The 12,473-nt window shown below is 64.9% G+C and carries 9 protein-coding genes and 1 pseudogene; 8 read left to right on the top strand and 2 right to left on the bottom strand.

Annotation, left to right across the window (positions count from 1 at the left end; all coding sequences use genetic code 11):
* Positions 1-250 precede the first annotated feature (250 nt).
* Positions 251-1,213 (bottom strand): aldo/keto reductase, encoded by a 963-nt coding sequence (locus tag HNQ58_RS09435; RefSeq protein WP_183948669.1) that lies wholly within the window; start codon positions 1,211-1,213, stop codon positions 251-253.
* Between the two features lie 175 nt (positions 1,214-1,388).
* Here HNQ58_RS09435 and HNQ58_RS09430 point away from each other — a divergent pair, with 175 nt between their 5' ends.
* From HNQ58_RS09430 to HNQ58_RS09420, 3 genes are read left to right on the top strand one after another with little or no spacing between them, the layout of a single operon-like run.
* A complete protein-coding gene (locus HNQ58_RS09430) occupies positions 1,389-2,864 on the top strand; it encodes an SLC13 family permease (RefSeq protein ID WP_183948668.1) in 1,476 nt (491 codons plus the stop codon).
* Between the two features lie 42 nt (positions 2,865-2,906).
* Entirely contained in the window at positions 2,907-3,734 is an 828-nt protein-coding gene (locus HNQ58_RS09425) for a hypothetical protein (protein WP_183948667.1), read from the top strand.
* Positions 3,713-4,147: an FKBP-type peptidyl-prolyl cis-trans isomerase gene (locus tag HNQ58_RS09420; RefSeq protein ID WP_425504169.1), complete on the top strand. Its 435-nt coding sequence runs from the start codon at positions 3,713-3,715 to the stop codon at positions 4,145-4,147. The genes HNQ58_RS09425 and HNQ58_RS09420 overlap by 22 nt, the downstream gene beginning before the upstream one ends.
* Positions 4,148-4,154: 7 nt before the next feature.
* Here the strand turns inward: HNQ58_RS09420 and HNQ58_RS09415 are convergent, their stop codons facing one another.
* Complete coding sequence (locus tag HNQ58_RS09415) at positions 4,155-4,523, bottom strand: DUF6164 family protein (protein ID WP_183948665.1); 369 nt, start codon at positions 4,521-4,523, stop codon at positions 4,155-4,157.
* Between the two features lie 195 nt (positions 4,524-4,718).
* On the opposite strand from HNQ58_RS09415, the pseudogene HNQ58_RS09410 reads away from it, so the two are divergent.
* The 5 genes and pseudogenes from HNQ58_RS09410 to HNQ58_RS09390 all read left to right on the top strand — a co-directional run.
* A pseudogene (locus HNQ58_RS09410) lies at positions 4,719-5,066 on the top strand (IS91 family transposase); the annotation flags it as partial.
* A gap of 259 nt (positions 5,067-5,325) precedes the next feature.
* The gene (locus HNQ58_RS09405) at positions 5,326-8,304 is read left to right on the top strand and encodes a type I restriction endonuclease subunit R (RefSeq protein ID WP_343057266.1); all 2,979 of its coding nucleotides are present in this window, start codon (positions 5,326-5,328) and stop codon (positions 8,302-8,304) included.
* Positions 8,294-9,490 (top strand): restriction endonuclease subunit S, encoded by a 1,197-nt coding sequence (locus HNQ58_RS09400; protein WP_183948663.1) that lies wholly within the window; start codon positions 8,294-8,296, stop codon positions 9,488-9,490. The genes HNQ58_RS09405 and HNQ58_RS09400 overlap by 11 nt, the downstream gene beginning before the upstream one ends.
* A 3-nt stretch (positions 9,491-9,493) precedes the next feature.
* Positions 9,494-10,624, top strand: coding sequence for an ATP-binding protein (locus HNQ58_RS09395; protein WP_183948662.1), 1,131 nt, complete (start codon positions 9,494-9,496; stop codon positions 10,622-10,624).
* Positions 10,621-12,255 carry a type I restriction-modification system subunit M gene (locus tag HNQ58_RS09390; protein ID WP_183948661.1) on the top strand — a complete coding sequence of 545 codons (1,635 nt, stop codon included), beginning with the start codon at positions 10,621-10,623 and terminating at the stop codon, positions 12,253-12,255. Before HNQ58_RS09395 ends, HNQ58_RS09390 begins: the two co-directional genes overlap by 4 nt.
* Positions 12,256-12,473: the final 218 nt, after the last annotated feature.

Raw genomic sequence — 12,473 nt, 5'->3', positions numbered from 1 at the left:
CCCCCCCTGTAGCGGCGCCTGGGCGCCGCCGAGCCGGCCATACCGCGCCGACCCCAACATCCCTGTTGAAAAACGCACATCCTGTGCGCTTTTCAAGTCGCGAGTCCGGCACGTGTCCGGACTCGCTCCCGACGGATCAATCGCTCACTGCGATTGATCCGCGATGCGAGCCATCCTTGGCTCACCCGGCAGGCCGTTTTTCAACAGCCTGCCAACCGGCGGAGCTTACCCTACTCCGGGGTATCGATGCTCACACCGCCTCGATCAGCGCGACCATCCGCCGCCGGGTGGCCGCATCGGGCAGCTGGCCGCGGGCGGCGGCGAGGTTGTCCTCGAGATAGCGCAGCGTCGCGGTGCCCGGAATGGCGCAGGTCACGGCCGGGTGCGAGACCACGTACTTGAGGACGAACTGCGCCCAGCTGGCGATGCCCAGCTCGGTCGCCCAGTCCGGAATGCGGTGGCCGCGGAAGGCCTCGAACACCCGTCCCCGGCCGAACGGCAGATTCACCAGCACCGCCATCCCGCGCTCGGCGGCCAGCGGCAGGATGCGTTCCTCGGCCTCGCGGTTGTCGATCGCGTAGTCGATCTGGACGAAGTCCAGCGCCTCGCTGCGCATCAGCCGTTCCAGCTCTTCGTACTGCGGCTTGAAGCTGGTGCTGACGCCGAGGTAGCGGATCCGTCCCTCCTGCTTCCATTCGCGCAGTACCGGCAGCATGTGCTCGACGCCGGCCAGGTTGTGGATCTGCAGCAGGTCGATGCGCGCAGTGCGCAGCCGCTCGAACGAGCGCGCCATCTCCGCCAGGCCCGCTTCCCGCCCGTCGCGTCCGGCGCCGACCTTGGTGGCGAGGAACAGCCGGTCGCGGTTGCCCAGGCTGGCGACCAGGTCGCCGACCACCGCCTCGGCACGGCCATAGGACGGCGCCGTGTCGACCAGTCGGCCGCCCATGCGGGCGAAGGCGTCGAGCACCTCGCGCAGCGGCGCACGCTCGTAATCGGTTTCACCGACGTCGTAGCGGCGCGCGGTGCCGATCCCGATCACCGGCAGCAACTCGCCCGTCGACGGAATCGCCTTCTGGATCAACCCGCTGCCGGACGCGGCTTCGGCCAGGGACTCGGCGATCGCGAGTGGCGAGCGCGCCAGGGCCAGACCTGCACCGAGGCCAAGGCCAAACTGGATGGCACGCCGACGCGCCAGTGAGGAGGGCTGCTGCATGTGGAACCTCCGGAGGATCATCAGTCACTCGATGCCGCTCAAGCTTAGCGCCGCCAGGCGCCAGGATCACCATGCCATTGGTTCACTCAGTCCCGGCTGCGTCGATGCATTCACGTCCCGCGGCGAGATGGCCTGCCCGAACCGCCGGCGTCGATGCATCGGCTATCCTCGCGCGATGCCGATCGCCGACCGTATTCGCTGGGCTGGGCTCGCCGCCGGCCCCCTCGCCGCCGCACTGCTGTACCTGCTGCTGCCCGTTGCCGATGCCGGCGGGCTGAGCGACGCCGGCCGCGCCACCGCCGCCATCGGCGTGTGGATGGCGCTGTGGTGGATGACCGAGGCGATCCCGCTGGCGGCCACCGCGCTGCTGCCGGTGGTGCTGTTCCCGCTCACCGGAGCGTTGCCGGCCGCACAGGCGCTGCGGCCGTACGCCTCCGACATCGTGTTCCTGTTCATGGGCGGCTTCATGATCGGCCTGGCGATGCAGCGCTGGGGCCTGCACACCCGCATCGCGCTGGGCATCGTGCGCCTGGTCGGCACCGCGCCGATGCGGCTGGTGGCCGGCTTCATGCTCGCCACCGCCAGCCTGAGCCTGTGGATCTCCAATACCGCCGCCACGGTGATGCTGTTGCCTGTCGGCATCAGCTGCATCGAGCTGCTGCGCCGCCACCTCGACGAGAGCGACCCCGCCACCGCCGCCGCACTGCGCAACCTCGGCACCTGCCTGATGCTGGGCATCGCCTACGGCGCCTCGATCGGCGGCCTGGGCACCCTGATCGGTTCGCCGCCGAATCTCGTCCTCGCCAACTACGCCCGCGCCGAGCTGGGCCAGGAGATCACCATGCTGGCGTGGATGAAGATCGGCCTGCCGCTGGTGGCGCTGATGCTGCCGCTGTGCTGGCTGTACCTCACCCGCCTCGTTTTCCCGGTGCGCCTGCGGGTACCGGATGCGGCGCGCACCGAGATCCACGACGAACTCGGCCGGATCGGCCCGATGAACCGCGGCGAGCGCATCGTGCTGGTGGTGTTCGTCGGCACCGCACTGGGCTGGATCTTCCGCCCGCAGCTGGTCGCGCTGACCGGGCTGGAAGCGCTGACCGACACCACCGTCGCCATGTGCGGCGCGCTGGCCCTGTTCCTGCTCCCGGTCGATTGGCGCCGCCGGGAATTCGCGCTCGACTGGGAGACGGCGCAGAAGCTGCCGTGGGGCGTGCTGCTGCTGTTCGGCGGCGGCCTGAGCCTGGCCGCCGCCATCGGCACCAACGGCGTCGATGCCTGGCTGGCATCGGGTTTCGCCGGGCTTGCCGGCGTCAAACCGCTCTGGGTGCTGCTCGCCGCGACCACGCTGATCGTCTTTCTCACCGAACTGTCGAGCAACACCGCGACCGCCAACACCTTCATCCCGATCCTCGCCGCCGCCGCGATCGGGCTGGGCATCGAGCCGATGCCGGTGCTGTTCGCCGCCGCGCTGGCCGCCACCTGCGCTTTCATGCTGCCAGTGGCCACGCCGCCCAACGCCATCGTGTTCGCTTCGGGCCTGGTCGGCATCGGCCAGATGATGCGCGCCGGCCTCGGCCTCAACCTGATGGCGATCGTGCTGATCGCGCTGGCGATCCGCCTGTTCGGCGACTGGCTGCTGCCAGCCTGGTGAGGCTGGGCTATGCTCGACCACGGGCCCGCCGGAGCCACGCCGATGTCGGTGCGTACGACGCTGTGCCTGCTGCTGTGCCTTGCCACCGTGGCGCTGCTCGCCGGCTGCGCCGCCACCGTCGTCGCACCGGGCGCGCCCGTCCAGCCGCGCCCGGTGTATCTGCTCGACCACGGCCGCCACACCAGCCTGGTCCTGGTCGATGCCAGTGGACGGCCGGTGCGCATCGCCTACGGGGAATGGCGCTGGTACGTCGAGGGCGAGACTGGCGCCGTGCGTGCCTTCGGCGCCTTGTTCCGCCCCACTCCGGCAGCGCTCGGGCGCCACATGCTGCGCCGCCATGACACCGCGCGCTTCCAGGACGAGGTCGGCTCGCGCATCCGCGTCATCGTGCCGCTGCAGGCCGAGGCCGCAGCCGTGGACCGGCTGCTGCAGGACATCGACCGTCTGTTCGAGGCCCGTGCCGACACGCGCCGCTACAGTGCCGCGCTCGAGCTCGAATTCGTCGTCCACCCCGAGCCTTATACGCTCGGCAACAATTCCAACCACAAAGTCGCCGAGTGGCTCCGCGAGCTGGGCTTCGAAGTGCGCGGCAGCCCGATGCTGGGACGCTGGCGCGTGCGGGAGCCGCAGGCGCACTCCGACCGGACAGGCAGCGAAATCCGGTTGCCCCCGTCGGCGCCGCACGGCATGCGCCATGCAAACCGGACCGAAGCGCCGGCCCGTCCGCCGGCAGGCATGCCACTGCCCCACCGCACACCGCAAAGCTCCGCTCGGCCAGGCTCGACGGCGGCGGCACGCTGGCCGATCATGCGCACCGGCATCGTCGCCACAGGCCGCCCATGCGCCGGATTCCCGCTGTCCTCATCCTGACCGCCACCCTGCTGCTCGCCGCCTGCGGCGGCCCCGACCTGCCGCCGCCGAACGGCCGCGTCGCCGAACTCACCCTGATCGACGAAACCGTAGGCGACGGCGAGGAAGCGAAGTCCGGCATGGAAGTGACCGTGCACTACACCGGCTGGATCTTCGATCAGGACGCCCCGCGGCAGCGCGGTGCTAAATTCGACAGTTCGCGTGACCGCGGCCAGCCCTTCACCTTCCCGCTCGACCGCGGCCGGGTGATCCGCGGCTGGGACGAGGGCGTGCAGGGCATGCGCGTGGGCGGTCGGCGCGTACTGCTGATTCCACCCGAATACGGCTACGGCAGCCGCGGCGCGGGCGGCGTGATCCCACCCAACGCATCGCTGGTGTTCGAAGTCGAACTGGTCGCGATCACCGGGCGCTGACGCCGCGTCAGCCGCGCAGCAGCAGGTAAGGCACGGCCGTGGTCAGGGCGATGATCGCGGCGATGCCGAGCAGCGTGGCGAGCACCCGCAGCGGCTCTTCGCGCAGCACGGTCCACAGCGTCGGCGCGCGGCCCTCGCGGCGGGCGGCCGCGACTTCGGCGCGCACGCGCTCGCGACGCTGCGCCTGGTAGGCATCCATGAGCCGCCGGGCCTCCGGGTAGTCTGCCGCCTCGCTGATCCAGATGCCGCCGGCCGAGAAGCCCCAATTGCCCGGCCGCGTCTCATAGAACGCGATGGCGTGCTCCCTGAGCAGCTCGCGCACCTCGTCGGCCTCGTCCTCGGGCACGTGACGCAGATTCAGCAACAGCTTCGACATGCGCCGATCATAACCGCCAAGGCGTGCGCGAGGCCCATGCCCCCCCGTTTTCAGCCAGCGGGCGCTGGCGTCCTGGTGTTTCCGGGAGGCGCTGTAATTCCCGGGATCGTGAAAGAACGTCCGTGCCGATGATGCGTGGAACTCAGGGATCAGGCGTGCTTCATTGCTGGACCTGACCCCGTACGTGACCCCGTACGCTGTTGTGGCGTGTTTGCCCCGAACGCCAGCCTGCGCGCACAGCTCATGCCATCGGGGCGCGGCAGGCGGCCTGCGACTGATGCAGCGCCGCTTGACAGCGCGAACGATGAGCCGCGCAGCCCCGAGGAGAAGCGCCGTTCGATGAGTTGGGCGCAACGCCTCAAGCGCGTGTTTGGCATCGACGTGAACGTGTGCGTCCACTGCGGCGGCAGCGTGCGGATCGTCGCCAGCATCGAGGAACCCAGCGCCATTCGGGCCATCCTCGCCCACTTCGAGAAGCATGGCGCGCTGGAGGAAGCGCACTACCGGCCAGCAGCACGCGCACGGCCAGTGCAAGCCGCGTGACGATCTGCCAGCAGCGCAGCCGACGGCGAAACCGGAATCCGAGCCGAAGCGGCCACGATCCGCCGGGCGGCGCTCGGTCCGCGGTCGGGAATCAGCGAAGAATGGCTGATGACAACGCCGCTGCCTGGCCCCGCGATGCCGAAATCCGACGCGCGGCCGTGTGATCGGTGCCCAAGCCGGCTCTTGCAGGGCCGCCGCCTACCCGACAGACTGTCGGAAAAAGGGCGCTTGAACTTCCTATGCGCGGTGCGGCCGCAAGATGGCGGAACGAATGACAAAAGAAAGCGAGATCGAGCAGGATCTGATTTCCAAGCTGGCAAGCTTGAACTACTTGCGTCGTGACGACATCAGGGATCGCGCCGCGCTGGAACGAAATTTCCGCCAGAAATTCGAATCGCTTAACCGTGTAAGACTGACAGACAGCGAGTTCGAGCGGCTACTCGGCGAGATCGTGACCCCGGATGTATTCGCCAATGCGGAGCGGCTGCGGAACTGGAATACTTTTGAACGAGAAGACGGGACGCCGCTTCACTATCAGCTCGTGAATCTTAAGGACTGGTGCCGGAACACCTTCGAGGTGGCCAGCCAGTTGCGCATGAACACGCACAGCAGCCATCACCGGTATGATGTGCTTATTTTGCTCAACGGCCTGCCGGTGGCGCAGGTAGAGCTCAAATCGCTCCGGGTTTCGCCCCGGAAGGCAATGCAGCAGATCGTCGAATACAAGAACGATCCGGGGAACGGCTATGGCAATAGCCTTCTGTGTTTCTTGCAGCTGTTCATCGTCAGCAATCGAAGCCAGACTTGGTATTTCGCCAACAACAACAACGAGCATTTCCTGTTCAATGTCGAAGAGCGCTTCCTGCCGGTCTATCGTTGGGCAGCGCGCGACAACCGGAAGGTCGAGCACCTGGCGGACTTCGCCGAGCAGTTCCTTGCCAAATGCACGCTCGCCGAGATGATCAGCCGCTACATGGTGCTGATCCAGAACGAGCGAAAGCTCGTCATGATGCGCCCGTATCAGGTCTATGCCGTCAAGGCGATCGTCGATTGCATCCACGAAAATCGTGGAAACGGCTACATCTGGCACACCACCGGATCGGGCAAGACCTTGACGTCGTTCAAGGCATCCACCCTGTTGAAGGACAACCCCGACATCGAGAAGTGCCTCTTCGTCGTCGACCGCAAGGATCTCGACAAGCAGACGCGCGAGGAGTTCAACCGCTTCCAGCCGGGTTGCGTCGAGGAGAACACGAATACCGAAACCCTGGTTCAGCGGCTCTTGTCTGACGACTACCGCAACAAGGTGATCGTCACCACCATCCAGAAGCTCGGCCTTGCGCTCGACGGCACCAACAGGAAGCAATACCGCGAGCGCCTGGAACCGCTGCGGGACAAGCGTGTGGTCTTCATCTTCGACGAATGCCACCGCTCGCAATTCGGCGAGAACCACAAGGCCATCAAGGCGTTCTTCCCCAATGCCCAGCTTTTCGGCTTCACCGGCACGCCGATATTCGAAAAGAACGCCAGCGCGGTTCGGGTCGAGGGCGAGGAAGCGCGTCTGATGACGACGCAGGAGGTCTTTCAACAGGAGCTCCACGCCTACACGATCACCCACGCCATCGATGACGGGAACGTGCTGCGCTTCCATGTCGATTACTTCCGGCCCGACGGCGCCGCCGCAAAGCTCGGCGAAACCCCGGCCAAGCGCGCGGTAATCGAGGCGATCCTCGAAAAGCACGACGCGGCGACCAACCAGCGCAAGTTCAACGCGCTCTTCGCGACCGCCTCGATCGACGAGGCCATCGAATACTACCGCCTGTTCAGGGAAATTCAGGCCGCCCGCGCGGCGCAGGATCCGGAGTTCATGCCGCTCAACATCGCCTGCGTCTTCTCGCCCCCGGCCGAGGGCAACCGCGATGTCGCCCAGCTTCAGGAAGACCTGCCGCAGGAGCTCGAGGACAACCGCAAGGATCCCGGCCGCAAGAAGGCCGCGCTGGCCGAAATCATCGCCGACTACAACGCGCGCTACGGCACCAATCACGATCTGGCGAATTTCGACAGCTACTATCAGGACATCCAGAGCCGCATCAAGGATCAGAAATACCCCAATGCCGACCTGCCGCGTGGGCGCAAGATCGACATCATCATTGTGGTGGACATGCTGCTGACCGGCTTCGATTCGGCCTATCTGAACACGCTCTATGTCGACAAGAACCTGAAATACCACAGCCTGATCCAGGCATTTTCGCGCACCAACCGGGTGCTGAACGACGCCAAGCCCTACGGCAACATCCTCGACTTCCGCGCCCAGCGCGCGGCGGTGGACGAGGCCATCGCGCTGTTTTCCGGCGAGGCGCCCGAACGCGCCAAGGAGGTCTGGCTGGTCGATCCCGCGCCCAAGGTCATCGAACGGCTGGCCGAGGCCACGCGGAGCCTGACCGAATTCATGGCCGGCCACGGCCTGCCCGCCCGCCCCGAGGAGGTGAGCAACCTCAAGGGCGATGCCGCGCGCGCAGGCTTCATCGAACGCTTCAAGGAGGTCCGGCGGCTGGCCACCCAGCTCGAGCAATACACCGACCTTGCGCCCGAGCAGAAGGACCAGATCCAGGCGCTGATCCCCCGCGACGACCTGCGCGCCTTTTCCGCCCGCTATCTGGAGCTGGCTAAACAGCTTCAGGACAAGGCCCGCAAGTCCGACGACCCCACCGCGCCCGGCGCCCAGCTCGATTTCGAGTTCGTGCTCTTCGACAGCGCGCTCATCGATTACGACTATATCATGGGCCTGATCGCCCGCTTCAGCCAGGCCGAACCGAAGCGGCAGAAGATGACGCGGGCGGAACTCATGCGCCTGCTCGCCTCTTCCGCCCGGCTGATGGAGGAACGCGAGGATCTCGAGGCCTATGTCGCCACCCTCGCCGAGGGCGAGGGGCTGAGCGAGGCCGAGATCCGCAAGGGTTACGAGCGGTTCAAGGCCCAGCGCCAGGCCGAGGAACTGGCCCGCATCGCCGAACGCCACGGGCTGGACGTTAAGGCGCTGCAGGGCTTCGTCGATCTGATCCTCGGCCGGATGATCTTCGACCCCGACGCGCTGACCGAGCTTTTCCGCCAGCGTGGCCTGGGCTGGAAGGCGCGGGCGCAGGCGGAACTGGCCCTGATGGAGGATCTGATCCCCTGGCTGAACCGCAAGGCCGAGGGGCGCGAGATTTCGGGGCTCGAGGTCTATGATGCCCACTGACGGCCCTGTTCCGAACCTGCGCTTCCCCGAATTCCGCGACGCCGGGCCATGGGAGGTGAAGCGGCTGGGGGAGTTGGTAACGACCATCGCGCCGCCGAAAAAGCTTCAGACGACGGAGTATCAACCGAGTGGTCAATTCCCGATCATCGACCAGTCGCCGAACGACATTTGCGGATGGACCGACGACGAAGCCGCACTTGTCGAGGTCGATTTTCCGGTTGTGGTCTTCGGGGATCACTCCTGCGTCGTGAAACTGGTGGAGTCCCCGTTTGCGCAAGGCGCGGACGGCATCAAGATCCTTGCACCGGCCGATGACATCGACGGTCGGTTCCTTTTTCTGTCTCTTGAGGCAAATCCTGTCGAGCAAAAGGGTTACAATCGCCATTTTTCCGATCTCAAAGAAAAGCTCATTCCGTTTCCGCTCAAGGCTTCAGGCGAACAACAGAAAATCGCCGATTGCCTGTCGTCGCTGGACGATCTGATCCGGGCCGAGGGGGCGCGGCTGGGGGCGCTGAAGGACCACAAGCGCGCCCTGATGCAGCGCCTCTTCCCCCGCCCCGGCGAGACCACCCCCCGCCTGCGCTTCCCCGCCTTCCGCGACGCCGGGCCATGGGAGGTGAAGCGGCTGGGGGAGGTTCTGACCGAGCACGGACTGAAGAGTTCGGGGCGTGAAGAGGTTTTCTCGGTCTCCGTTCACAAGGGGCTGGTTAATCAGCGCGAGCATCTCGGACGGAGCTTCGCAGCCGAGAATACGGGCCATTACAATCTTGTTCGGCCGGGAGATGTTATCTACACCAAGAGCCCGACCGGTGAGTTCCCGCTCGGAATTGTCAAGCAAAGCAAGATAGACACGAACGTTATCGTCTCGCCTCTATACGGGGTCTTTGCGCCAAGGAACATTGCCATTGGCGCTTTGTTGGACGCTTTCTTTGAGTCGCCGAGCAGAGCCAGGATCTTTCTCGATCCACTCGCTCAAAAGGGGGCAAAAAATACGATCAACATATCCAATGAAGCTTTTCTTTCTGGTCAGATTACACTGCCTCCCGTTGAAAACGAACAACAGAAAATCGCCGATTGCCTGTCGTCGCTGGACAATCTGATCCGGGCCGAGGGTGCGCGGCTGGGGGCGTTGCGGTCCCACAAGCGCGGCCTCATGCAGCAGCTTTTCCCGCTGGACTTCGGCTAGACCATGCCCGACGCCGGACCCTTCGCCACGCTCGAGGAACTCGCCGCCCATCTGCGCCAGCAGATCGCGGCGCAGAACAAGAAATGCACCCTGATCTTCGCCCATAACGGCACCGGCAAGACGCGCCTGTCGATGGCCTTCAAGGAGCAGGGCAAGACCCGCGACGCCGATGGCACCGTCACGACCCGCGACACGCTCTATTTCAACGCCTACACCGAAGACCTGTTCAGCTGGGACAACGACCTGGCCCACGACCGCGACCGCGTGTTGCGCATGAACACGGCATCGGCCTTCTTCGACGGTCTGGCGGAACTGGAGATGGAAAACCGCATCCGCCCGCTCTTGCGGCGCCATGCCGACTTCGACTTCCAGATCGACTATGGCCAGGGCACGATCCTGTTCTGGCGAGAGACGGTGAAGGACGCCTCAGACGAGGACGTCCCCGTGCCCATCAAGATCTCGCGCGGCGAGGAGAACATCTTCATCTGGTGCTTCTTCCTGGCCGTGGCCCAGCTCGCCATCGACGGGCAGGAGGCCTATGCCTGGGTGCGATACCTCTACATCGACGATCCCATCTCGTCGCTCGACGAGAACAACGCCATCGCCGTGGCCGCACATCTGGCGCGGATGCTGAAGGGGCAGGATCGGCTGAAGGCCGTCATCTCCTCGCACCACACGCTGTTCTTCAATGTGCTGTGCAACGAAGTCAAAAACGCGTGGCGTTTCTACATGCGCAACATTGGAGAGAATTGGGCACTAAACGACACCGCCGATACCCCAAGATTCTACCACGTTGCCATGCTGAAAGAGCTTTGGGAGGTATCCCGCTCGGGAACCCTTTACCCCTACCACTTCACGATTTTGCGCAGCGTCATGGAAAAGGCCGCGACATTCCACGGGTATGACGGTTTGAAAAAATTCGTCGCGGAAATCTCGGATCAAGATGATGACGAGGAACTTCAGTTGCGCCACGTTCAGCTTCTAAGTCACGGTAGTTACTCACTTTTCGAGCCGAGGGAAATGGTTGATGACAACAAAGAGATTTTTCGGAAGTTACTCAGAAACTTCATGAACAAATACCGCTTCAACCCCGAGCTGTTCCCCGCGGCTGAGGCAGAGGAGACCGCCGCATGACCGAACAAGAGCAGACCAAGCTGGGAAAGATCCTCTGGGCCATCGCCGACGAGCTGCGCGGGGCGATGAACGCGGACGACTTCCGCGACTACATGCTGTCGTTCCTGTTCCTGCGCTATCTGTCCTCGAACTACGAAGACGCCGCCCGGGCCGAACTCGGTGCCGACTGGCCCGAACTTGCCCCGGGCGACCGGCGGTCGCCCCTGGCCGTCTGGTATGCGTCGAACCCCGAGGATGCGCCGGAGTTCGAGACGGTCATGCGCCGCAAGGTGCATTACGTCGTCAAGCCCGAATTCCTCTGGACCTCCATCGCCGAGATGGCCCGGACGCAGAGCGATGCGCTGCTGCGCACCCTGCAGGCGGGTTTCCGCTTCATCGAGACCGAGTCCTTCTCGTCGAACTTCCAGGGCCTCTTCTCCGAGATCAACCTCGACTCCGACAAACTCGGCAAGACCTACGCGCAGCGCAATGCGCGGCTGTGCACGATCATCCAGAAGATCGCCGAGGGGCTCGCGGAATTCCCCAGCGACCGCGACCTTCTGGGCGATGCCTACGAATACCTGATCGGCCAGTTCGCCGCCGGGTCGGGCAAGAAGGCCGGCGAGTTCTACACCCCGCAGCCGATTTCCACCATCCTGTCGCGCATCGTGACGCTCGATGCCCAGGACCCGGCGCTCGGCCCGCGGGCGAAGCTGAACCGCGTCTACGACTTTGCCTGCGGCTCGGGCTCGCTTCTGCTGAACGTGCGCAGGCACATCGGCAAGCACGGGATCGGCAAGATCTACGGGCAGGAAAAGAACATCACCACCTACAACCTCGCCCGCATGAACATGCTGCTGCACGGCGTGCGGGATACCGAGTTCGATATCCACCACGGCGACAGCCTGGAAAACGACTGGGACATCCTGCGCGAGCCGAACCCGGCGAAGAAGGTCGAGTTCGATGCGGTCATCGCCAATCCGCCCTTCAGCTACCGCTGGAGCCCGACCGAAGCGATGGAGAAGGACTTCCGCTTCAGGGATTACGGCCTTGCACCCAAGTCGGCGGCCGATTTCGCCTTCCTGCTGCACGGGTTCCACTTCCTCGCCAAGGACGGCACCATGGCGATCATCCTGCCGCACGGTGTGCTGTTCCGGGGCGGGGCGGAGAAGAGGATCCGCACCAAGCTGCTGAAGGACGGCAATATCGACACCGTGATCGGCCTGCCCGCGAAACTGTTCTACTCGACCGGCATTCCTGTCTGCATCCTGGTGCTCAAGAAGTGCAAGCGCACCGATGACGTGCTGTTCATCAACGCGGCCGAGCATTATCAGCCGGGGAAGCGCCAGAACACGCTCCTGCCCGAGCATATCGACAAGATCGTCGATACCTACAGCCAGCGCAGGGAAGAAGATCGCTATTCGCGGGTCGTGAGCCTCGAGGAGATTGAGAGGGAGCACGACTTCAATCTGAACATTTCCCGATACGTCAGCACGGCCGAAGCCGAGCCGGAACTCGATCTCGGGCTGGTGCATCGCCGGCTGGCCGACCTGCAGGATCAGGCTCAGTCTGCGGCGAGACGGCACAACAGCTTCCTTGAGGAGCTTGGCCTGCCGCCCCTGCCTCTCGGGGCGACAGCGCGATCTGAATGATCGCGTTCTACTCTATGCGAGGCATGCCTGTCCCGGAGGTGGCCGCGCCACGTCTCCGGGGCAGGTGCAGAGGGTGCAAGTGCGGCGAGTGGCGAAGGTTCGACCCGGGTCGCATCACTGACTTAGTCGGCCCTGCAAAATGCACGAACTCCGCAGCGGGCTTGGCTTGGCCCCCCTTGGACGACTGCGCGAATCCCCGGAAAATCACACCGTCGTTG

It is taken from the genome of Rehaibacterium terrae, from assembly GCF_014202935.1.
GTDB lineage: Bacteria > Pseudomonadota > Gammaproteobacteria > Xanthomonadales > Xanthomonadaceae > Rehaibacterium > Rehaibacterium terrae.
The sequence above is the reverse complement of the archived record's forward strand: the minus strand, read 5'-3'. Positions and strand labels throughout refer to the sequence as shown.

Coding starts and splice junctions, on each gene's coding strand:
- HNQ58_RS09430 (WP_183948668.1), top strand. CDS start 1,389: ATGCCGATCGCCGACCGTATTCGCTGGGCTGGGCTCGCCGCCGGCCCC.
- HNQ58_RS09435 (WP_183948669.1), bottom strand. CDS start 1,213: ATGCAGCAGCCCTCCTCACTGGCGCGTCGGCGTGCCATCCAGTTTGGC.
- HNQ58_RS09415 (WP_183948665.1), bottom strand. CDS start 4,523: ATGTCGAAGCTGTTGCTGAATCTGCGTCACGTGCCCGAGGACGAGGCC.
- HNQ58_RS09400 (WP_183948663.1), top strand. CDS start 8,294: ATGCCCACTGACGGCCCTGTTCCGAACCTGCGCTTCCCCGAATTCCGC.
- HNQ58_RS09395 (WP_183948662.1), top strand. CDS start 9,494: ATGCCCGACGCCGGACCCTTCGCCACGCTCGAGGAACTCGCCGCCCAT.
- HNQ58_RS09425 (WP_183948667.1), top strand. CDS start 2,907: ATGTCGGTGCGTACGACGCTGTGCCTGCTGCTGTGCCTTGCCACCGTG.
- HNQ58_RS09405 (WP_343057266.1), top strand. CDS start 5,326: ATGGCGGAACGAATGACAAAAGAAAGCGAGATCGAGCAGGATCTGATT.
- HNQ58_RS09390 (WP_183948661.1), top strand. CDS start 10,621: ATGACCGAACAAGAGCAGACCAAGCTGGGAAAGATCCTCTGGGCCATC.